We start from the raw sequence: 21008 nt of genomic DNA on the forward strand, positions 1-21008 counted from the left end.
ACTCGCCTTCGTCTCGCGCGACGGCGGGGTTACGGGCGCCCCGAATTCCGGCGCTTCGCGATCTGGTCGACGCGTTTGGCGACCTTCCGGCCATAGGGGCTCGGCCGCCCTGGAGGGCCGGAGAGTGCGCGGGCAACCAGCGGCGCGTTGGTGCCGTGACGCGCGATCAGCCTCTGCGCCTCGGCCTCGACGGCGGCCTGTCTCGGCCGGTGTTCGGTGATCCAGCGGCGTAAATGGGTCAGCATCATCGGGTTAGTTCGGGCCGTCCCGGCGCAATGGCAGGCCCCCGGCCGCGTGATCCGTGCGAGATGGTTAGCGGGGCGTTGATCCGATCGCGCGGATCGCGTCGCAGTCGGTACGCTTCCGCCTTGCTTGACACCCCCCGCCCCGTCCCTAAACGGTCCGCACTCCTCGAAGCCCGGACCGACCATGTCGAGCGATGCCGATCTCGCGCCGAAAACCTCGTTCCAGGGGCTGATCCTCACGCTCCAGCGCTTCTGGGCGGCGCAGGGCTGCGTCATCCTGCAGCCCTACGACATGGAAGTCGGGGCCGGCACCTTCCATCCGGCGACCACGCTTCGCGCCCTCGGGCCGCGGCCCTGGAAGGCGGCCTACGTGCAGCCCTCGCGCAGGCCGAAGGACGGGCGCTACGGCGAGAACCCCAACCGGCTGCAGCACTACTACCAGTTCCAGGTCATCCTGAAGCCGAACCCGCCGAACCTGCAGGAGCTCTACCTCGAGTCCCTGGCGGCGATCGGCGTGGACCTGGCGCTCCACGACATCCGCTTCGTCGAGGACGACTGGGAGAGCCCGACGCTCGGCGCCTGGGGCCTCGGCTGGGAATGCTGGTGCGACGGCATGGAGGTGAGCCAGTTCACCTATTTCCAGCAGGTCGCCGGCTTCGAATGCGCGCCCGTGGCGGGCGAACTGACCTACGGTCTCGAGCGGCTCGCCATGTACGTGCAGGGCGTCGAGAACGTCTACGACCTGAACTTCAACGGCCGCGAAGGTGACGACAAGGTTACCTACGGCGACGTGTTTCTCCAGGCCGAGCAGGAATATTCCCGACACAACTTCGAGGCCGCCGACACGGCGATGCTGTTTCGCCAGTTCACGGACGCCGAAAAGGCCTGCCGGAGCTATCTCGACGCGGGCGACCCCGGCGAGGGGCAGCGGCACAGGATGGCGCAGCCCGCCTATGACCAGTGCATCAAGGCGAGCCACGTCTTCAACCTTCTCGACGCCCGCGGCGTGATCTCGGTGACCGAACGGCAGAGCTACATCTTGCGCGTCCGCGAACTGGCGAAGGCCTGCGGGGCGGCTTGGCTGCGGACGGAAGCCGGCGGGGCGATCGCGGCTTGAATTGCGGCCGATAGCCAGTTCGCAATGGCCGACGCCGCAGACCGGCACGGCGTCACCCTCGCCGAGGCCACGCGGGTCTGGGCGCGGATCGCGCTTCTGAGCTTCGGCGGCCCGGCCGGACAGATCGCGGTGATGCACCGCATCCTGGTCGACGAACGCCGCTGGATCGGCGAGCAGCGCTTCCTTCACGCCCTCTCCTACTGCACGCTACTGCCCGGCCCCGAGGCGCAGCAACTCGCGATCTATATCGGCTGGCTGATGCACCGGACGGTGGGCGGCCTCATCGCCGGCATCCTGTTCGTGCTGCCGGGCGCCGTGGCGATCATGGCGCTCAGCCTCGTCTACGTCGCCTTCGGCCAGACCGGCCTCGTCGCCGGGTTCTTTTTCGGTTTGAAATGCGCCGTGCTCGCCGTCGTCCTTCAAGCGGTCATCCGGGTCGGATCGCGGGCGCTCCGCAACGGAACCATGCGCGCGATCGCAGCCCTCGCTTTCGTCGCGATCTTCGTTCTCTCGCTGCCGTTTCCGCTGATCGTCCTCGCCGCCGGGCTCGCCGGCTATCTAGGCACGCGCCTCGGATCGACCGCCTTCCAGGCCGGCGGCCATGGCGCATCCGGCCCGGGCCTGTCCGATGCCGACAGCCTGCTCGGCGACGGCGTGCCGGCCCATGCCCTGCCCGACACCGCGTGGTCGCTGCGCATCGGCGCCATCCTGGCGGTCCTGTGGCTGGCGCCCGTGATCGGGCTCGCCGCCTGGCTCGGAACCGGCAACGCCTTCGCCGACATCGCGGTGTTCTTTTCCAAGATGGCGCTCGTCACCTTCGGCGGCGCCTATGCCGTCCTCGCCTACGTGGCGCAGGCCGGCGTGGAGACCTATGGCTGGTTGAAGCCCGGCGAGATGCTCGACGGCCTCGGCATGGCCGAGACCACGCCGGGGCCGCTGATTATGGTCACGCAGTTCGTCGGCTTTCTCGGCGCCTACCGTGCGCCCGGCAGCCTCGATCCCTACCTCGCCGGCATCCTCGGCGGCCTGCTGACCACCTGGGTCACCTTCGTACCCTGCTTCCTCTGGATCTTTGCCGGTGCGCCCTACGTCGAGGCGCTGCGCGGAAATCGGGCGCTGTCCGGAGCGCTCGCGGCGATCACGGCGGCAGTGGTCGGGGTCATCCTCAACCTCGCGGTCTGGTTCGCGCTCCACACGCTGTTCGCCCGCGTCGCGGTTTTGCGGCCGGGCCTCGGGCTGGCGATCGAGGTGCCGGTGCCGGCGAGCGTCAACGGACCGGCATTCCTGCTCACCCTGGCAGCCGTCGTGGCGGTGCTGCGCTTCAAGTCCGGCATGATCCCGACGCTGCTCGCCTGCTCGGCCGTCGGCGTCGCCCTGCATCTGGCCGGCATCGCCTGAGCCGCCGGCGTAGCCCTTGCGCGCTCCGAGGCGTCATGCCAGCTTGAGCTGTCCGTGAAGGACGATGTGGGAGAGCCCAGCCCGGCGACGAGCCGGTCATGGCGCCGACGGAGCAACCACCCCCGGAACCTCTCAGGCACAATCACCGCATCGTTGGACATCTGGAGAGAGGCGTCGGTCGACGCCCACCGAAGGAGAAACCTCTCCGCCCCGGCGGCGCGAGGGAAGCTCTCAGGTACCCGCGACAGATGGGGGCAACCGGCCGGCCGTGAGGCAGGCCGGAGAACCGATCGTCGTGGAGGGCCGATGAACACGGATACCGTCGAGATCGCCCGCTCCGCCTCTCCGTCGGCGGAGGCCATGAGGCGCACCCCGCTCTACGGGCTGCATCTGCGGCACGGCGCCAGGATGGTTCCGTTTGCTGGCTACGAGATGCCGGTCCAGTATCCAGCCGGGCTGCTCAAGGAACACATCCACACCCGCGCCCAGGCCGGCCTCTTCGATGTTTCGCATATGGGCCAGCTCAGCGTGCGTGCCCGCTCGGGTGACCTCGCCGAAGCGGCTCGCGCCCTCGAAACGCTGATCCCGATCGACATTCTCGGCCTGGCACTCGGGCGTCAGCGCTACGGCTTCCTGACCAACGAGGCCGGCGGCATCATCGACGACCTGATGGTGGCGAACCTCGGCGACCATCTCCTCGTCGTCGTCAATGCGGCCAACAAGGCGCAGGACGAAGCGCATCTGCGCGCGCACCTGCCCGAGGGCATCGCCCTCGCATCGGTCCCCAACGCATTGATCGCCCTTCAGGGGCCGCAGGCCTACGTGACGCTCGAGCGCCTTACCGCCGACATCGACGGCATCCGTTTCATGGATGTTCGCGCCACCAGGATCCTCGGAGCCTCCTGCCTCGTCGTGCGCTCGGGCTATACCGGCGAGGACGGCTTCGAGATCTCGCTTCCCGCCGACCGCGCCGAAGAGATCGCGGAGGCGCTGCTCGCCGATGCCGACGTGCTGCCGGTCGGCCTCGGCGCCCGCGATTCGCTGCGGCTCGAGGCCGGGCTCTGCCTGCACGGCTCGGACATCGACGCCGGCACCACGCCGGTCGAGGCCGGCCTGCTCTGGGCGATCCAGCCGGTGCGCCGCCCCGGCGGCGCACGCGCGGGCGGTTTTCCCGGCGCGCACCGCATCCTCAGCGAGATCGAGCACGGCCCTTCGCGCCGCCGCGTCGGCCTCAGGCCCGAAGGCCGCGCGCCCGTGCGCGCCGGCGCCTCGCTGTTCGCATCGGAGGAAGACCCCGAACCCGCCGGGGCCGTCACCTCGGGCGGCTTCGGGCCGAGCCTCGGGGCCCCCATCGCCATGGGCTACCTGCCGACGCCGCTCGCCGAGCCCGGCACCCGCGTCTTCGCCGAACTGCGCGGGCAGCGTCTGCCGCTCACAGTCACGGCGATGCCCTTCGTCCCGGCTGGATTCAAGCGCAGCTGATCCCCCTCCCCTCTCACGGAGCGACCCATGCTGAAATTCACCGATGAACACGAATGGCTGAAACTCGATGGCGACGTCGCCACGGTCGGCATCACGCGCCACGCCGCCGAGCAGCTCGGGGACCTCGTCTTCATCGAGCTGCCGAAGGTCGGAGCCAAGCTGAAGAAGGGCGATGCCGCCGCCGTGGTCGAGTCTGTCAAGGCGGCGTCGGACGTCTACGCGCCGCTCTCGGGCGAGGTCACGGAGGTCAACGACGCTGCCGTCGCCGACCCGGCCGGTGTCGGCAGCGATCCGCAGGGTGGCGGCTGGCTCTACAGGATCCGCCTCGACGACGTCTCGGCGCTGGAAGGCCTGATGGACGAGGCGGCCTATACCGAGTTTGCGGTATAGGATTTTAGGCTGGCGGCCTGCAAAGGACCCTCCCCCGCAGAGGGGGAGGGTATTGCGCGACTGCAGCGAGCGAAGGCACCATGTCGAATCCCAATTTATTCGCCGGCAAAACGTGCATCGTCTTCGATGCCTACGGGACGCTGTTCGACGTCAACGCGGCGGTGAACCGCCACGCCGAGGCGATCGGCTCCGAGGCCGAGGCGTTCTCGGCGCTGTGGCGGAACAAGCAGCTCGAATACAGCTGGGTCCTCGGCCTGATCGGCCGCTACACGAGTTTCTGGTCGCTGACCGAACAGGCGCTCGACTTCGCGTTGGCGAAGTATCCGAGCATCGACTGTGCCCTGCGCGCGCCGCTGCTCGACGCCTATCGCGATCTCGATGCCTATGCCGAAGTCCCGCAAGTCCTGGCCCGCTTGCGCGAGGCGGGACTGCGGACGGCGATATTTTCCAACGGAAATCAAACCATGCTCGATCGGGCCGTGGCCTCGGCCGGGCTCGGCGAGCGGCTCGACGCGGTGCTCTCGGTCGACGACGTGCAGACCTATAAGACCTCGCCGCGCTCCTATCAGTTCGTGCTCGACCGGCTCGGCGTCGCATCGGCCGAAGTCGTGTTCTGCTCCTCGAACCGCTGGGACATCGCGGGCGCGTCGGCCTTCGGCTTCACGCCGGTCTGGGTGAACCGCACCGGCCTGCCGGACGAGTATCCCGACCTGCCGCCGGCCACCGTCGTGAAGGATCTCGGCGGATTGCTGTGAGCCTCACCCCCGCGCCCGTCCCCGCATCGAGGCCGGTTGCCCCGGCAGCTGCAGTTTGAACCCGGTGGCGACGATGGCGTCGCCCTCGACCCGGTACACCTGCAGATTCCGGTCGGCGTAGTTGCCGATATAGACGTAGCGGCCGGACGGCGAGAACACGATGCCCTGGGTGACCGCGCCGGCCTCGGCCGCGCCGGTGACGCGCACGGAGCCCTCGGGATCGATGGTGAGCAGCACCGCGAGGCCGGTCTTCGTGTAGTTCGGGCTCGCATGCGGAGCCGAGGCGCCGCGCACCACCGAGACGGCGGCGTGGCGCCCGTCCGGCGCGATGTCGAGGGATTCCGGCGTGTCGCCGACACCGAGCCAGTCGACCACTTTCGGCACGGTGAGGTCGGCGTCGATCACCGTGACGCTGTCGGCGTTGCCATCGGAGGGCGCGCCGCCGGTGTTGCCGGTGAGCGCGAGGCGGGCGTCCGGCGTCACCTCGATGGGATAGACGCCGGCACCCACGGGCATGTCCTGCTTCGGGTCGTAGGAGACGTTGGTCCCGTCGATCGCGAGCACGCCGACCTTGCCGGCCTTGTTCTTGGTGACGAAGGCGCGCCGGCCGTTCGGCGAGATCGCCACCGCGGCGGCTTCGTCGCCGACCTCTACGACGCCGATTTGTGTCACCGTGGTGCCCACGATGGTGAGCACGCTCACGCTCTTGCCCTCGCGGTTGGCGATGAGGGCGAGGTCGCCCGCCCCGTTGATCGCGAGGCCCGAGGGCTGGCGGCCGACGTGCAGCGTCTCGACGAGGCTCGGCGGGTCGGTGGTCAGGTCGACGACGTGCAGCCGGTCGTCGGGCTTTGCGAAGAACGGGGCGTCGGCGCTCTCCTGCTGCATCGTCACCGAACTCGCCACGAGGCCGAGGCGGCCGTCGGGGGTGATCTGCAGGTTCGTCGGCGGGCCGTAGACCGAGTTGTCGAGCAGCATCGTCGTGGCGACCTGCGGGTGCGCTTCGTCGCTGACGTCGATGAAGGCGAGGGCGTCCGACCCGTTCGGCCCATTCCGGTCGCCGTCGGGCTCGAAGAAGGTCTTTCCGTCGAGGCCGACGAGGATGAAGGCGGGCGCCTGCGCGGCCTGGGGCGCGCCGGGTCCCAGCAGCAGCGCCGCGAGAAGCGCCAGACTTCCCGATCGTACCGTCATCCCGTGCGCTCCTCGGCCCCGCGGCGACCCGATGCTGGGCGCCGCCTCCGAGGGTGGGGCGCGGACTTCGGAAGGCAATGCGCGCGTGGTAACAGCATCGGCATCGCATGCCGTCCGGCACGATTTCTCCCGGCCGCGTTTCCTGATTTTTAAGCACGCCGCTGTTTAGCTCGTCCCAACGCCATTGGGAGATTGCAAGCGTGCGTGCCTCCACGTCCTTCGGACTCGTTCATCACGGATTTCGCGCCGTCGTCATCGGCGCATTGGCTCTTGCCGCCGCCGGCCATGCCGACGCTCGCGACGGCCGCAACGGCGCCCTGATCGGCGGCGCGGCTGCCGGCGTGCTCGGCGGCGTGGCGCTCGGCGCCATGCTCGGCGGCGGTGGCGCGCCCCCGCCCGGCCCGCGTCCGGTCTATGTCGAAGAAGAGCCCGTGCCGGTCTACGTTCGCCCGCGCCGCGGCCCGGTCTGCCATTACGAGCGCCGCAAGGTCTGGCTCGACGAGGACGCGTTCACCTACCGGCGCGTCGAGGTCTGCGAGTAGGCACGATCGCCCCGCGACGAACGATCGGGCGCCCCTTACCGGGCGCCTTTTTCGTGGGCCGTCCGCCCTGTGGCCAGCTTCATCACGACGGCCCCGGCGATCCCCGACAGCAGCGACCCGACGAGCACGCCGAGCTTCGTCTCCGTCTCGTGCAGGCCGTCGCCGAAGGCGAGGCCGCCGATGAACAGGCTCATGGTGAAACCGATGCCGCAGAGCAGCGCCACGCCGTAGACCTGTCCCCAGTTCGCTCCGCCGGGTTTGTGGGCGATGCCGAGGGCGACCGCGAGGCGCACGCTCAGCAGCACGCCCAGCTGCTTGCCGGCAAAGAGGCCGAGCGCCACGCCGAGCGTCACCGGATCGAGCAGCGCGTGTGCCGGCAGGCCGATCAGCTGGACGCCGGCATTGGCGAAGCCGAAGACCGGCACGATCAGGAAGGCGACCCACGGGGCGAGGGCGTGCTCCAGCCGGTGCAGCGGCGAAGCCGCGTCCTCCGGCCGGCCCGGCGTCGGGCGGATCGGGATGAACAGCGCCAGCAGCACCCCGGCCACGGTGGGGTGAATGCCGGAGCGCAGCACCAGGACCCAGAGCACGAATCCGAGAACGAGATAGGGCCAGAGCGCCCGCACGCCGCTGCGGTTGAGCCCGAACAGGGCCAGCATCACCGCGGCGGCTCCGGCGAGCATCGTCGCGTCGAGGCTGCCGGTATAGAACAGGGCGATGATGACGACGGCCCCGAGATCGTCGACGATCGCCACCGCGCTGAGGAAGATCTTGAGCGAGATCGGCACGCGTGGGCCGAGCAGCGCCAGCACGCCGAGTGCGAAGGCGATGTCGGTGGCGGCCGGGATCGCCCAGCCCCGCGCCGTGCCTGTCGCGAGATTGAAAGCGAGATAGACCAACGCTGGCGCCGCCATGCCGGCGGCGGCTGCGAGGCCGGGCAACACCCGGTCCGGCCAGGTCCGCAGGCGCCCGTCGAGCCCCTCGCGCTTGATCTCCAGGCCCACGAGCAGGAAGAACACGGCCATCAGGCCGTCGTTGATCCAGTGCAGCAGGCTCAAGGGCCCGAGACGGGCGTGCAGCGCGTGGGCGTAGGCCTCGCCCAGCGGCGAATTTGCAATCACCAGGGCGGCACTTGCAGCTGCCATCAGCACGAGGCCGCCGCTCGCCTCGCTGACGAGAAAGGCGCGCAAGGCCGAGATCGGGCGGCGCACGCGGCTTCGTAGGACGCGGACGGCTTTGGGCGGCGGCTTCATGACGCGATGCCGTGCGCCCTGAGCGCTGACTGGACAAGTCTGCCAGTTATGCCCCGTCCCCCATCAGCGCCTTGATCAACGCCGTTCCGTCCGCGCCGGCCCAGTCCGCCGGCCCCTTCATCACGCCGACTTCGCAGCCCCCGGCGTCGATCAGCAGGGTGGTCGGCAGGCCGATGGTGCCGGTCTGCTGCTGGACGGCGGGAAGCACCTTGCCGGCCGGGTCGCCGTAATAGGCGAGGGTCTTGATGCCGGTGTCGGCGAGCCATTTCGGCGGCTTGTCGAGGTTGCGCGTCTCGACGTTGATCGCGACGACCTGGAATTTTTCGCCACCAAGCTCGCCCTGAAGCCTGTCGAGGGCGGGCATCTCGGCCTTGCAGGGGGCGCACCAGGTCGCCCAGAGGTTCACCAGCAGCGCCTTGCCCCTGAGGGCGGCGAGGCTGGTGTCGGCGCCGTCCGGGCCCTTCAACTGAAGGACCACGCCCGGCTTCGGTTCGCCGGTGGTGTCGAGGGCGGCGACATCTCCGCGGGCGAGGGGGGCGATCCGCGCCACGGTCGCGGCGGCGTTCGCGCAGGGCTCAGGCGTCGCGAGGTTGCCGAGCTTCGAGCCGGTCCCGTATAGGGCGAGCCCAGCGAGGATCGCGGCGGCAGCACCGCCCGCGACGAGAATGGCCCGGTTCGCCATCAACTGCGCCCGGCCGGCGGGAAGGTTTTGTCAGACATGAGCAACCGGATGTGGGGCGGGCGCTTCGCGAGCGGCCCCGCCGAGATCATGGAGGAAATCAACGCCTCCATCGGGTTCGACAAGCGGCTTGCCCCCCAGGACATCCGCGGCTCGCTGGCGCATGTCGCGATGCTGGGTGCGGCCGGCATCCTGCCGCCCGAAGATGTGGCAGCGATCGAGGCCGGGCTCAAGACGGTGGAATCCGAGATCGCGGCCGGCAGCTTCGTGTTCGACCGGGCGCTGGAAGACATCCACATGGCGGTGGAGAGCCGGCTCACCGAGATCGTCGGCCCGACGGCCGGACGCCTGCACACCGCCCGCTCGCGCAACGACCAGGTCGCCACGGACATGCGGCTCTGGGTGCGCGACACGCTGGACGCCCTCGACGCCCAGGCCGCCGACCTGCAGCGGGCGCTCGCCGAGACCGCGCTGAAGCATGCCGGCACGGTGATGCCCGGCTTCACCCACCTGCAATCGGCCCAGCCGGTGACCTTCGGCCACCACTGCCTCGCCTATGTCGAGATGCTCGGGCGCGACCGCGGCCGGTTCCGCGATGCGCGGGTTCGCCTGAACGAGTGCCCGCTTGGCGCTGCGGCGCTCGCCGGCACCTCCTTCCCGATCGATCGGCACGCCACGGCGGCGGCGCTGGGCTTCGACCGGCCGACCGCGAACTCGCTCGATTCCGTCGCCGACCGCGATTTCGCCCTGGAGGCGCTCTCGGCGGCGTCGATCTGCGCGATCCATCTTTCGCGATTTGCTGAAGAACTCGTGGTCTGGACCTCGGCCCAGTTCAACTTCGTCAAACTGTCCGACGGCTACACCACCGGCTCCTCGATCATGCCGCAGAAGCGGAATCCCGATGCGGCCGAGCTGGTACGGGCGAAGTCCGGCCGCATCATCGGCGCGCTGACCGGACTGATGATCGTGATGAAGGGCCTGCCGCTCGCCTATTCGAAGGACATGCAGGAGGACAAGGAGGGCACGTTCGACGCCCTCCCTGCCCTCTCCCTCTGCCTCGCCGCCATGGCCGGCATGGTGCGCGACCTCGAGCCCGTCGCCGACGTGATGAAGCGGGCGGCCGGCTCCGGCTACGCCACCGCCACCGATCTCGCGGACTGGCTTGTGCGGGAGCTCGGCATGCCGTTCCGCGAGGCGCATCACGTCACCGGACGTCTCGTCGGGCTCGCCTCGGGCCAGGGCATCGGGCTCGAAGAGCTGCCGCTGACGGCGATGCAGGAGGTCGAGCCGCGGCTGACGGATGCGGTCTACGCCGTGCTCGGCATCGAGAATTCGGTGGCGAGCCGCACCAGCTATGGCGGCACCGCGCCGGCGAACGTGCGGACGCAGGCCGAACGCTGGCTGAAGGAACTCGGGCCCGCCTGACGGAAAAATGGTGCCCTGCAACCGGCGGAAGCCTGATGCGTTCATAGTCTAGCTAGGTGGACCACTCTATGGGTGGCGGCGAAGCGTAGCGGAGACCGTTCATCCATGGCCGTCGAGAGCTGGATCAGCCCTGAGGAAACCCCGGTTCTCGCCGAATCGGCCACCGCGATGATCGAGGATCGGCTGAGCCGGTTCTCCAAGCCCGAGCGCGACGCCTACTGGGCCTCGATCCGCAAGTGCTACAACACGCCCTACAATCCGCCGGCCAGCAAGCGCTCGGCGAAGGCGGCATCGGTCGAGGTTTCGGTCATCGCGATCTCGTCGGTCGACCTGCCGCCGATCGAGGTTCAGGCCGCAGCCCTGGCGTCGTCCGCCCTGTCGGGCGATTCGCAGGCCGCCTGACCGGCAGAGCCGGAATCTGCTCCTTCGGGAGCAGAGTGTGGCGGATGTTTCGCAAGAGCCCGCCGCCTTACGTGGATAAATCCCGCATCTCACGGCGACAGCCCGGCATTTCGCCGTAAATTCGTACGGTTGCGCGCGTTCCGATGCGCAATCGTTCGTTCGCGTCCTGGGACCTTTGCCGATGTTTCGCCTCAGCCGCCTTCTGTCCGCTGGCACGGCCGGCCTCGCCATGCCGGGGATCTTCGCGCTCGCGGGCGTCGGCGCGGTAGCCTCGGTTCATGGTGCGGTTGCCCAGGAGACGGGGACTCGGGCGACGATCCAGCAGGCGCAGTTCGATGCGGGCGAATCGTCGTCCCGCCGACGCCGCGGGCGCGGTCGAGGGCGCAGCGAAGCGCCGGCCGAGGCGCCCCCGGCCGCCGACAAGAAAGCCGCTCTACCGCCGGGAATGCAGCAGGCGACGCCTGTCGTGACCTTCGGCGACTGGAACGTGTTCACCAACGGCCAGGGCAAGACCCGTGTCTGCTACGCCATCGCCCAGCCGCAGACCCGCTCCCCGAACACGCTCGCCCGCGACACCGCCTATCTGTTCGTGACGATCCGCAAGGGCGAGAACGTCCAGAACGAGATCGCCGTGATGTTCGGTTTCAAGCCGAAACCCGCCGCTTCGCAGGCGAAGCCCGGGGCGTCGGCAGGCAAGACCGACCCGTATCTGTCGCTCGGCAGCACGCGCTTCGGGCTGGTGGTGAAGGACGAGAACGCCTGGGTTCAGAATCAGGCCGAGGAGGCCCGCATCGTGACCGAAATGGCCAAGAGCCCGACGGCGACGGTGCGCACCACCTCGATGCGCGGCAAGCCCACGAGCGACGACTACGCGCTCGGCGGCTTCGGCGACGCGGTGAAGCGTGCGCGCGAGGAGTGCAAGTAGGCCATCCGACGAAAAGCGGGACCGCCGATCCGACTACCTCGGTCCGGCGGCCCCGTTCGTCGAGCAGCCGGTCCAAACAACGAGCCGGCGATTGGGTCAGGTCATACGGCCTGCAGCCGCGGCGCCGGTTGGCGGAGCGATCGGGCGCCCGGCCGCGACCGTTCGCGGGCTGCGCGGGTCGCCTGCTCGAAGCTGCGGAAGAGGGTGCCGTCGAGCGTGTCGAAGCTGCGCTCGGAGGAGTAGAAGCGCACACCGCCATGTTCGGGCACGGCGATGCCGGCCGTGGTCTCGCCGACCTCGATCACCCGCGCGGTCATGCGCTCGTGCAGGATCGGGTCCGAGATGCTTTTCAATGCGGGCTGAAGGGATGTCATCGGTCTGAAATTCTCCGGTGGCCTTCCAAAGGCCGAGTACGACGGAAGAAGGAAAGCGAGACCTGTCGGTCTCGGAAAGCCTCAGCGTCGACAGCGTTGGGCCAGCCGGTGGGAACTATTGGCAATCGGTCTCGGGCTCGTCTGGAAGAGCATGGTAAGTCCTCCTCGATGAAGGACCACGACACGCGAGCGCATCGTGATGCTTTAGCGTTTGGTGACGCGGCGCAAGCTATTCACTTCAAATCACCGCGGTATGACGATCTCACACAACAGCAGGGTGCTCGCTCCGGTTCCGCTGGTCAACGGAAAGTTATTTCGAAGTTCGTTGCAACTGCGAAAGGAATCCGATGTCCTCGCCGCACTAGGCAGATCTATCCTGTGTTAAGCCATGAATCGTCTAGAATCGTACCAAGACTAAAGAATCCGCGCTCGGATCACGCTGCTCTAGCCTATGAGACGATCAACACCCGCCGGGCAATCCACCGAGCAGGGCATCGAGCTGCCGGTAGTCCAAAAAGACCTGATCGGCTCCAGCTTCAGCAAGATCCCTGCCAGCCCGATCGTGGCCCCAATGTCCGCCTCCGGTGAAGCCGAGCACACGCATCCCGGCCGCCCGCGCCGCGATGACGCCGGGCACGCTGTCCTCGATGACGAGGCACTCGCCGGGCTCGGCCCTCATCTCGGCGGCGGCGTGGAGGAAGAGGTCCGGAGCGGGCTTTCCGCGCCGCACCATGGCCGAGGAATAGAGCCGCCCGTCGAAGAGCGGCAGCAGGCCGGTGAGCGTCAACGAATGGCGCAGGCGCACGGGATCGCTGCTCGAGGCCACGCAGGTCGGGATATCGAGAGCCTGCACGGCCATCGCGACGCCGGCCATGGCACGGAGCTCCCGGTCGAACACGCCCAGCGTCTCCGCCTTCACCGCCGCGACGAAGTCCTCCGGCACGACGACGGTGGGGAAGTCGTGAGCGATGTGCTCCATGATCGACGTCATGGAGGTGCCGGCGAAGCGGCTGCGCACGGTGTCGACGTCGATGGCGACGCCGATGCGGTTGAGGGCCGCGGTGAGGGTGCCGAGGCTCAGCGGCTCCGAATCGACGAGCACGCCGTCGCAATCGAAGATCACCAAGGCGGGGCGGGCGAAGGCCGGCTCGGCAGGGTCTGAACCGGGTCGCGTCCGTTCCGTCATGTCGTCTCCGCTGTCAGTCGCTCGGTCGGCGCCTCCTGACACGCGCCCGCGAAGGCTGGCAACGCTCGCTGTCGCCGCAATCGCCGGCTAGTGTGCCCACGACAGGCGCAGAGCCGGCTCCGGCCTCGCGTCCCTCGCGTCTGAAACGACAGAAAAGACAAAAAATTGCCCGGCTACCTGCCTTTCGCGGGGGCGCTCAAGCTCCCCGGCTTCACCTGTGACAATTGCGGCTTCTGGCAGCGGCATTTCGAAACGCCGCTGCAATGCCCGATGTGCCTCGATGCGCGCCACGTGGTGCCGCAGACCGGCTGGCGCTTCCTCAGCGAGGCGCAGGCGCAGGCCGAATTTCCCTGCCACTGGGAGGAGCTGGAGCCGGGCGTCTGGCGCTTCTGGAACGACCCCGTCACCGGCATCGGCCCGAGCGCCTATCTGGTTCAGACGGATCACGGCAACATGGGCTTCGAGGGCTGCCCGGTCTTCAGTGCGGCGGCGCTGGACAAGATCGCGGCGCTCGGCGGGATGCAGGTGCTGTCCTCCTCGCACCCGCACGCCTACGGAGCGCTGCCACAGCTGCAGGACCGCTTCGACCCCGAGCTGTGCCTGCCGGCCGCCGACTTCACCTGGAGCGCGGCGCTCCAGGTCTCCTGGCCCTACGACGACTTTTTGGAACCCTTGCCTGGGTTGGAATTACATCGGACCGCCGGCCATTTCGACGGCCACGCCGTGCTGTTCGATCGCAAGCGAAAAATCTGCTTCTGCGGCGACGCCTTCAAGTTCGAACTCGACCCGGGGGATTTTCGCCGCGCGCTGACGATCTCGGCCCACAAGGCTTTTGTCCGCGGCGTCCCGCTCACACCCAACGAACTCCGGCGCTACCGCGACGTGTTCGAGCGCCTCGACTTCACCCAGACCTGGACCCCGTTCGAGCCGGCCGCCAATTGCGGCCGGGCCGAAGTGTTGGCGCTGCTCGACAGCCTGCTCTCGGGCCGCTCGCATGCGGCGCCAGTGCCGATGGAGACGCTGACGCGGTAGCGTTCAGCCGAACGCCCCAACCTCGTGCTGGATCATCCCCGAGATCTCGCGCACCCGCACGAACAGCCGGCGGATCGGCTGAAAGAGCGTGGCGTGCTCGGCCTCGTAGGTGCCGACGTCGCGCGGGCCCGGGGGCTCGCCGAAATTGAGGCCGAGCGTCGGGTCCGGCGTGATCGGAAACACCTCGTCGAGCAGCGCGAGGCAGCCGTCGATGTCGAGCCGCAGGAAGCGCTCCAGCAGCGCCTCCCGCGTCAGGCCCGATTGCGGCCGGAAGCTCGGGATGTGGACGGCGAGGAACCAGATCCGGTGGACCAACGCGAGGCGGATCGCGTGGAGCAGGGTCAGCCGGGCCGACATGGTGGCGAGGTCGGGGGCGGCACTCTGCAGCGCCAGCCAGTCGGTGGTGAGGCGGCCGAACAGGCGGCGCAGGTCCGGCGCGAGGTTGAGGCGTTCCAGCGCGCTCGCCACCACAATCAGCTCGTCGCGGCGGCCGTCGCGGCGGGTGCGACGGGCACGCTCCAGCCAGACGGCCGGATCGAGGGTGTCGATATAGGCGCGCAGCACGTCGAGGTCGCCGACGCTGGCCGCATGCTGCACGAGGCGGAAAGCCCGCGAGAAGCGCACCGAGTCTTCCCGCATGCTGCGAAAGATGTCCGGCGCGCGTGAGGCGGCACGGCCGATGCCGTGCAGCGAATTCGCGAGGAAGCCGAGCTGCTGCAGGATCGCGTTGTTCGGGATCGCCCTGAGCTGGCGCGGATGCGTGATCATCACCGGGCCGCCGCCGTCGGACTGGCGGGCGGCGGGGCGCGAGCCGGTGCGGTCGATCAGGCCAGGGCCGAATGTGCCGAGAAGCGCGGCGTAGCCCGGATCCTCGACCAGCGCCTCCATGTCCTGCCGCGCGGCGCGGAAGAACTCGGCGGCGAAATCGGCCTCCGCATAGATCGGGTCGCCGCCGGCGCGCTTGGCTGCCGGCGCATCGTTGATGACGTAGTCGGCAAAGGCGTCGTCGTCCGTCAGTTCGTCGGCGAAGACATGCTCGGCGATACGGGAGACGCTGGCCCGGGCGAGTTCGGGCGAGCCGAACATCAGGTAGCCGTCCGAGCCCTGGAAGCTCGATTCGAGCCGCACCCCGATCCCGGCCGCGCGGGTCTTCTCGCGGGCGCTCTCGGGGGCGAGGTAGGCGAGGCGGTCGGACAAACTGGTCGGGTGGGCGCCGCGCCCGATCGATTCGCCGTGCGTGTCGAAGATCACGAGCTCGACGTCGGCGAGGTCGTTCTGCGCCATCAGCTCGGTGATGCGCAGGCGCAGGCGCTCGATCCAGAAGGTCGCGGCGAGCTGGCCGACATAGCGGCCGGAATCCGAGTAGCCGAACTGCACGCAGAGCCGGCCGAGGCGCTTGAGGTGGCGCCGCCAATGCGGGTTGCGCAGGGCGTCGTCGAGGACGCGGATGCCCTGTTCGAGCGCGCTCGCGGTCTCGAAGAGCGGCGTGATCTCGAGCTTGTCGGCGATGCCGTAATTGCGCGCGAGCCAGAGCGCGGCCAGCAGGGTGTAGCCGGTCTCGGTCTCGGCGATAAGGAAGCGCACCGGGTGGGTGCCGTCGACGTGCTTGAGGATCTGCGCGATCGTCATCATCAGCCGGGCGGCCGAGGCGCGCTCGGCGGCGAGCGCCCCGAAATCCACCGGCACCGGCTGCACGTCGTTGAGCAGGGTGTTGATCGTCGAGAGGTGCGAGCGGCGCTGCGCGGCGTCGGTCGGCTCGCCTTCGAGGTCGATCACCCGACGCACGGCGTTGTGGATCTGGCTGGCGTTGAGCCGAAAATGCGGTAGGGCGTTCGAGAGGCCGTGCGCGGCGATGCCGGAGCGCAGCACAGCGATGGCGCGCTTGTCCGCATCCGACTCGGCCGCGCCGATCGCGGCGGCCATGCCCGCGAGCATGGGCCCCGAATCCACCTGCGCCCGCTCACGCTCGATGATGAGCGCCAGCGCGAAGCGGTGCACGGCTTCGAGCGAGGGCTTGGTGCCGAGCAGCGGCGCACCGGCGAGCTGGCGCTTGACGGAGTCGAGTGCGCCGGCCGTCAGCTCCCGCACCACGCGCGCTGCCGGTACGTCGGGCAGATCGCGCAGGATGCGCTCGAACTGCATCCGCTTCGAGATCAGCCGGTAGCGCAGGGTGTCCCACCAGCCGATATCCGTGCGCCCGTCCGTGTCGCAGCCGACCCAGGAGGCGATGGCGAAGGGTTTCGGGACGATCTCGGTCCAGCGGTCGGGCCAGCGTTCGCGAGCGGCATCGAGCAGCGCCCCGTTGAAGACATCCAGCGCGCTGCGGCCATGGTTGGCCGCGATGCAGGCCTGCTCGAACTCGTCGTCGAGGCTGATTTTCGGATCCGGCCGGGTCGAGAGGGCGGCCGCCTTCTCGACGAGGGCGGCCCGGGCCGTCTCGTCGGTGGTGGAGGCGGCGGAGGCGATCGCGGCGGCGACCGCCTTCGGCATGCCGAAGGTCGGATGCGCCGTGAACACCGCTGCGAAGGCCGTGCGGCCGACGAGATCGCGAAACGCTTCGACGTCGCCCTGGCGCCCGGCGAGCCCCGCAACGAGCCGCCCGGCAATATCGGCCTCGACGCCATCGGCCGCGCCGTCCCCGAGCCCGACATAGACGCGCAGCCGACCGGCCCGCGCGTCGAGGGCGTGGCGCCGGAGCCGCGCGAACAGCGCGTCGAGGTCGTCCTCGCCGATCTCCTCGCGGTCGAACCGGCGGGTGATCGCGAGCGTCACCGCAAGTACGGGATTGCGGAACGGATCCTCGGCCGCCTGGGCGCGCGACTGCGCGACGAGTTCGAGCAGCGCGATCTCCAGGTCTTCCGGGGTCACCGGAATCGGGCGCGCGGGGGAGCGATCGTCGGGCATCGCGGTTACCGGGTCTTCACCGAAGGAAGGGAAGTCCGGGTGGCGGTCTTCGAGTGGCATCGGACAGTCCTTCCGCCATGGTCGATCCCGCGTCCCCGTAAGGCCACGGTGTTCTCATCGTCGGGCGGGCGACGCAAGGACCGTTCCTCGGGACGTGCGTTGGGGAGTCTCTCACTGTGACCAGCGGTGCCATCCCCGTGGCCTTCGGCGTCGTACCCATGGCCTGCGGCGTCTTACTCGCGGCCTGCGGCGGCTTACTCTCATGGCCTGCGGCAGCTTACTCTCAAGGCCTGCGGCAGCTTGCGCGCACGTGCCGGGTGCAACCGGGACCGAGGTGGGGTAACGCTGTCGACGGCCATGGAAACGCTCCTGATCCTCGCCGCGCTCGCGGTCGCCGGTCTCGCCCTGGCCTTCGCCGCGGTGATGTCGGCGCAGGCGCGCCGTCCGCCCCTGCGGATGCAGCGCGAGGACGATCTCGCCGAGGGCGACGAGGAACTCCTGATCCGATCCCTGCGCCCTGCCCCGCCGAGCCCGATCGACCGCACGCGGCCGATCATCGACGCCGAGTGGAGCGATGCCACGTTGGATACCAAACCGGATGCGAGTTCGATCGACGTGAAGACCATCGAGGCGGAGATGATCGAAGCCAAGCTGATCGAGGATCCGGCGGAGGCGCAGGGCCGGTCCGGCGAACCTCATGGGCGCGGAGCGCGATGATCGTGCGGTCGTGCGTCATGGGCGCGCTCGTCGTGGCGGCGCTGCTGTCGGCGGGCACCGCCCTGGCCCAGGAGCCCGAGGCGTCGTCACCGCCGGAGGCTGCAGGTGCGCCGGATACCCCCACCAAGCCGAGGCCGCGCCCCAAACCCAAGCCGAAGTCCAAACCCGTCCCCAAGGCCGAGACGGGCGGCGAGACCAAGTCGCCGGAGACGAAGGCGCCCGAGGTTGCGAAGCCGGAGGTTCGCACCGGAGCGGACGAGCCGCATCTTCCGGCAGCGAGCGAGCCTGTGCCGGCCTCGCCGTCGCAGAGCGCCTTCGCCGCGCCGCTCGTCGCCTGCGATCCCGGTCAGGCCGTGCAGTACGATGGACCGAAGGCGTTCTCGCTCTGGGTGACCCGCGCGGGCTCGGTCACGATCGACAACCCGCTGCGTCCTCTGACGCCCGACGTGACCCGCGTGCTTCAGCTCGTCATCGGCGACAAACTCGCCACCGCCTATGGGCGCGACCTCACGGCCCTCCGCCGCGGCGCCTCGCCGGCAGCGCTGGAAGGCCTGCTCGGCGGTCCGATCCGCTGGGAGGCCACGCTCGGCAGCCTGCCGGACGGCTTCGACATCGTCTCCGACGCCGGCACGCCGCTCGCGCAGATGCGCTTCAAGGAATGCGGCACCGCTCCGGCCGCCAAGGCGCCCCCCGCATCGGTCGCCCGGAAGGAGGGCCGGTCGCGGTCATCGAAGAAGGCGACCGCCGCCGACCAGACCGGTTCCCCGTCACAGACATCGCCCGGCGCGTCCTCGCGGAGTACGTCGGCGCCGAGGGCCGCGCCACCGCAGCGGCAGTTCAACCTGCCTCAGGGCGCCATCTCCGAGTGAGCGGACGTCCGGGGGAGGCCGCCGTCCTCGTCGTCGGCGGCAGTGGCGCTTTCGGCTCGCGCCTCGTTGCCGGAATCGTCGCGACCACCACGCTTTCCGTCGTCATCGCGGGCCGTGACCTCGGCAGGGCCGAAGCAACCGCGCGGGTTCATCCCGCCGGCCGCGTCCGCGCCGTCCGGCTCGATGCCGCCGCGGTGACCTCCGACGACCTGATCGCGCTCGGTCTCCGTCTCGTCGTCGATGCGGCCGGGCCGTTCCAGGGCACCGAGCCCTGCATGGCCCGCGCCGCCATCGCGGCCGGCCTGCCCTATCTCGACCTCGCCGATGCCAGAGATTTCGTCGCCGGCTTCGCCACCCTGCTCGACGCCGACGCACGCACGGCCGGCATCGTCGCGCTGACCGGCGCCAGCTCGACGCCCGCGCTCTCGAATGCAGTGCTGGACGCGATCACCGATGGCTGGCGGCGCGTCGAGGCGGTGTCCGTCGCCATCGTCCCCGGCAACCGGGCACCGCGCGGGCTCTCGGTGATGCGGGCGATCCTGTCCTATGTCGGTCGGCCGATGCGCCTGTTTCGCGATGGCGCCTGGGAGATGCGGCCCGGGTGGGGATCGCTGACCCGGGTCGGCGTGCCCGGTCTCGGTCGCCGCTGGGCTTCGCTCTGCGAGACGCCGGATCTCGACATCATGCCGGCACGCCTGCCGCAGGTGCGCAGCGTCGTCTTCCGCGCCGGGCTCGAACTGCCGTTCCTGCATCTCGGGCTCTGGCTAGCGAGTTGGCCGGTGCGGTTGCAGCTGCTGCCGTCGCTCGTCCCTTTCGCGAAGCCCTTCCTGATGGTGGCCGGTTGGCTCGACCGCTTCGGCAGCGATCGCGGCGGCATGATCGTGGAGGCGCTCGGACGCGACGGTGAGAACCGTCCGACGCGGGCGCTCTGGAGCCTCGTCGCGGAGGCGGGCGACGGCCCCTATGTTCCGACCTTGCCGGCCCTGGCGATGATTCGCCGGCTCACCGACCCAAGCGCAGAGCCCGTCGCGCCCGGCGCCCGCCCCTGCGTCGGGATGCTGCCGCTCGCGTCCATCGCATCGGAGATGGCCCGCCTGCGCATCACGACCCGGATCGAACGGAGCCATCCGCAGCCGCTGTTCGCGCGGGCGCTCGGGGCGGGTTTCGACGCGGTGCCGGCCCCGATCCGGGACCTGCACGGCGCGACCGGCGGCCTGACCTATTCCGGCGCGGCCGAGGTCGAGCGCGGCCCGGGTTTCGCCGTCGCGTTCGTCGCGGCACTGTTCCGGCTGCCGCGCCCGATGGCGGCAGGTCCGGTGCGGGTGGCGATCCGGCCGGAGGGCGGCACCGAACGCTGGACGCGCGGCTTCGCGGACACACGCTTTTCGAGCGTGATGGGCCTTGCCCCCGGCGGCGAAGGGCGAGGCCTCCTGCGCGAGCGTTTCGGCCCCTTCGCCATGGATCTTGCGGTCACGGCTCATGCCGAGGGGCTCGACATGACCGTGACCGGCTGGCGGCTCGGCCCGTTGCCGCTTCCGCGATCCCTGCGGCCGACGACCCAAGCGAGCGAGCGGCTGGACGCACAGGGCCGCTTTCGCTTCGATGTCGCGCTGTTCCTGCCCCGCGTCGGGCTCCTCGTGCGCTATAAGGGCTGGCTCGTGCCCGAGCCGGTGGAGAACCGCAGATGATGGACGAGCTCAGCGCCGTCGAGGTGATCACGATCCTCGGCCTGCGTCCGCATCCGGAGGGCGGCCATTATCGCGAGACGTTTCGCGATCCCCGCGAGAGCGACGGCCGCTCGGTCGGCACCGCGATCTACTATCTGCTCGACGTCGGCGAGGTTTCGGCTTGGCATCGGGTCGACGCGGCCGAAATCTGGCACTGGTATGCCGGCGCGCCCATGGTGATCACCATGAGCGGCAACGGCCATGACGCCTCCGCCCACCATCTCGGTCCGGACCTGAACCGCAACCAGCGCCCGCAACTCGTGGTGCCGGCCGGCCATTGGCAGACCTGCGTGAGCCTCGGGGCCTGGACTCTCGTCGGCTGCACCGTCTCGCCCGGCTTCGATTTTGCCGGGTTCGAGATGGCGCCGTCCGACTGGCGGCCGATGCCGAGGCGGTAA

Annotated in this window: 21 protein-coding genes and 1 riboswitch; of the genes, 14 read left to right on the plus strand and 7 right to left on the minus strand. The window is 69.6% G+C overall.

Annotated features, from left to right (window positions below):
- Positions 1-29 precede the first annotated feature (29 nt).
- Positions 30-248, minus strand: coding sequence for a hypothetical protein (locus MFF07_RS15830; RefSeq protein WP_147817399.1), 219 nt, complete (start codon positions 246-248; stop codon positions 30-32).
- Between the two features lie 181 nt (positions 249-429).
- On the opposite strand from MFF07_RS15830, the gene MFF07_RS15835 reads away from it, so the two are divergent.
- The 5 genes from MFF07_RS15835 to MFF07_RS15855 all read left to right on the plus strand — a co-directional run bounded on the left by MFF07_RS15835 (position 430) and on the right by MFF07_RS15855 (position 5387).
- Positions 430-1362, plus strand: coding sequence for a glycine--tRNA ligase subunit alpha (locus MFF07_RS15835; protein WP_147817398.1), 933 nt, complete (start codon positions 430-432; stop codon positions 1360-1362).
- Positions 1363-1386: 24 nt separating this feature from the next.
- Positions 1387-2760, plus strand: coding sequence for a chromate efflux transporter (gene chrA, locus MFF07_RS15840; protein WP_147817397.1), 1374 nt, complete (start codon positions 1387-1389; stop codon positions 2758-2760).
- Between the two features lie 151 nt (positions 2761-2911).
- Positions 2912-3018: riboswitch (glycine riboswitch) on the plus strand.
- Positions 3019-3066: 48 nt separating this feature from the next.
- Positions 3067-4242 carry a glycine cleavage system aminomethyltransferase GcvT gene (gene gcvT / locus MFF07_RS15845; RefSeq protein ID WP_238232329.1) on the plus strand — a complete coding sequence of 392 codons (1176 nt, stop codon included), beginning with the start codon at positions 3067-3069 and terminating at the stop codon, positions 4240-4242.
- Between the two features lie 27 nt (positions 4243-4269).
- Positions 4270-4632, plus strand: coding sequence for a glycine cleavage system protein GcvH (gene gcvH / locus MFF07_RS15850; RefSeq protein ID WP_147817396.1), 363 nt, complete (start codon positions 4270-4272; stop codon positions 4630-4632).
- Positions 4633-4712: 80 nt separating this feature from the next.
- Positions 4713-5387, plus strand: a complete 675-nt coding sequence (locus tag MFF07_RS15855; RefSeq protein ID WP_238232330.1) for a haloacid dehalogenase type II — start codon at positions 4713-4715, stop codon at positions 5385-5387.
- 3 nt (positions 5388-5390) lie between these two features.
- On the opposite strand, the gene MFF07_RS15860 is transcribed toward MFF07_RS15855, so the two are convergent.
- Entirely contained in the window at positions 5391-6575 is a 1185-nt protein-coding gene (locus MFF07_RS15860) for a YncE family protein (RefSeq protein ID WP_238232331.1), read from the minus strand.
- A gap of 200 nt (positions 6576-6775) precedes the next feature.
- On the opposite strand from MFF07_RS15860, the gene MFF07_RS15865 reads away from it, so the two are divergent.
- Positions 6776-7117 carry a hypothetical protein gene (locus MFF07_RS15865; RefSeq protein ID WP_238232332.1) on the plus strand — a complete coding sequence of 114 codons (342 nt, stop codon included), beginning with the start codon at positions 6776-6778 and terminating at the stop codon, positions 7115-7117.
- Between the two features lie 35 nt (positions 7118-7152).
- Here the strand turns inward: MFF07_RS15865 and nhaA are convergent, their stop codons facing one another.
- Both nhaA and tlpA read right to left on the minus strand, forming a co-directional pair.
- Positions 7153-8370: a Na+/H+ antiporter NhaA gene (gene nhaA / locus MFF07_RS15870; protein WP_147818460.1), complete on the minus strand. Its 1218-nt coding sequence runs from the start codon at positions 8368-8370 to the stop codon at positions 7153-7155.
- 46 nt (positions 8371-8416) lie between these two features.
- The gene (gene tlpA, locus MFF07_RS15875; RefSeq protein WP_373322364.1) at positions 8417-9055 is read right to left on the minus strand and encodes a thiol:disulfide interchange protein TlpA; all 639 of its coding nucleotides are present in this window, start codon (positions 9053-9055) and stop codon (positions 8417-8419) included.
- A gap of 33 nt (positions 9056-9088) precedes the next feature.
- Between tlpA and argH the strand changes: the two genes are divergently transcribed.
- The 3 genes from argH (at position 9089) to MFF07_RS15890 (ending at position 11801) form a co-directional block, all read left to right on the plus strand.
- Positions 9089-10474, plus strand: a complete 1386-nt coding sequence (gene argH / locus MFF07_RS15880; protein WP_147818462.1) for an argininosuccinate lyase — start codon at positions 9089-9091, stop codon at positions 10472-10474.
- Between the two features lie 105 nt (positions 10475-10579).
- Positions 10580-10876, plus strand: coding sequence for a hypothetical protein (locus MFF07_RS15885; RefSeq protein ID WP_238232333.1), 297 nt, complete (start codon positions 10580-10582; stop codon positions 10874-10876).
- A 181-nt stretch (positions 10877-11057) separates the two neighbouring features.
- On the plus strand, positions 11058-11801 hold the full coding sequence (locus MFF07_RS15890) for an invasion associated locus B family protein (protein ID WP_306424642.1): 744 nt from the start codon (positions 11058-11060) through the stop codon (positions 11799-11801).
- Positions 11802-11902: 101 nt separating this feature from the next.
- On the opposite strand, the gene MFF07_RS15895 is transcribed toward MFF07_RS15890, so the two are convergent.
- Both MFF07_RS15895 and MFF07_RS15900 read right to left on the minus strand, forming a co-directional pair.
- A complete protein-coding gene (locus tag MFF07_RS15895; protein ID WP_147818478.1) occupies positions 11903-12118 on the minus strand; it encodes a hypothetical protein in 216 nt (71 codons plus the stop codon).
- Between the two features lie 517 nt (positions 12119-12635).
- Entirely contained in the window at positions 12636-13361 is a 726-nt protein-coding gene (locus MFF07_RS15900) for an HAD family hydrolase (protein ID WP_147818464.1), read from the minus strand.
- 165 nt (positions 13362-13526) lie between these two features.
- On the opposite strand from MFF07_RS15900, the gene MFF07_RS15905 reads away from it, so the two are divergent.
- A complete protein-coding gene (locus MFF07_RS15905; RefSeq protein WP_147818465.1) occupies positions 13527-14393 on the plus strand; it encodes an MBL fold metallo-hydrolase in 867 nt (288 codons plus the stop codon).
- Between the two features lie 3 nt (positions 14394-14396).
- On the opposite strand, the gene MFF07_RS15910 is transcribed toward MFF07_RS15905, so the two are convergent.
- Positions 14397-17357 (minus strand): phosphoenolpyruvate carboxylase, encoded by a 2961-nt coding sequence (locus tag MFF07_RS15910; RefSeq protein WP_373322365.1) that lies wholly within the window; start codon positions 17355-17357, stop codon positions 14397-14399.
- A gap of 297 nt (positions 17358-17654) precedes the next feature.
- Between MFF07_RS15910 and MFF07_RS15915 the strand changes: the two genes are divergently transcribed.
- From MFF07_RS15915 to MFF07_RS15930, 4 genes are read left to right on the plus strand one after another with little or no spacing between them, the layout of a single operon-like run.
- Positions 17655-18014 (plus strand): hypothetical protein, encoded by a 360-nt coding sequence (locus MFF07_RS15915; protein ID WP_147818466.1) that lies wholly within the window; start codon positions 17655-17657, stop codon positions 18012-18014.
- Positions 18011-18883, plus strand: a complete 873-nt coding sequence (locus MFF07_RS15920; protein WP_238232334.1) for a hypothetical protein — start codon at positions 18011-18013, stop codon at positions 18881-18883. Before MFF07_RS15915 ends, MFF07_RS15920 begins: the two co-directional genes overlap by 4 nt.
- The gene (locus tag MFF07_RS15925; protein ID WP_238232335.1) at positions 18880-20571 is read left to right on the plus strand and encodes a saccharopine dehydrogenase family protein; all 1692 of its coding nucleotides are present in this window, start codon (positions 18880-18882) and stop codon (positions 20569-20571) included. The genes MFF07_RS15920 and MFF07_RS15925 overlap by 4 nt, the downstream gene beginning before the upstream one ends.
- Positions 20568-21008, plus strand: a complete 441-nt coding sequence (locus MFF07_RS15930) for a cupin domain-containing protein (RefSeq protein WP_147818468.1) — start codon at positions 20568-20570, stop codon at positions 21006-21008. Before MFF07_RS15925 ends, MFF07_RS15930 begins: the two co-directional genes overlap by 4 nt.

The sequence above is a fragment of the Methylobacterium thuringiense genome (genome assembly GCF_022179645.1).
GTDB lineage: Bacteria > Pseudomonadota > Alphaproteobacteria > Rhizobiales > Beijerinckiaceae > Methylobacterium > Methylobacterium thuringiense.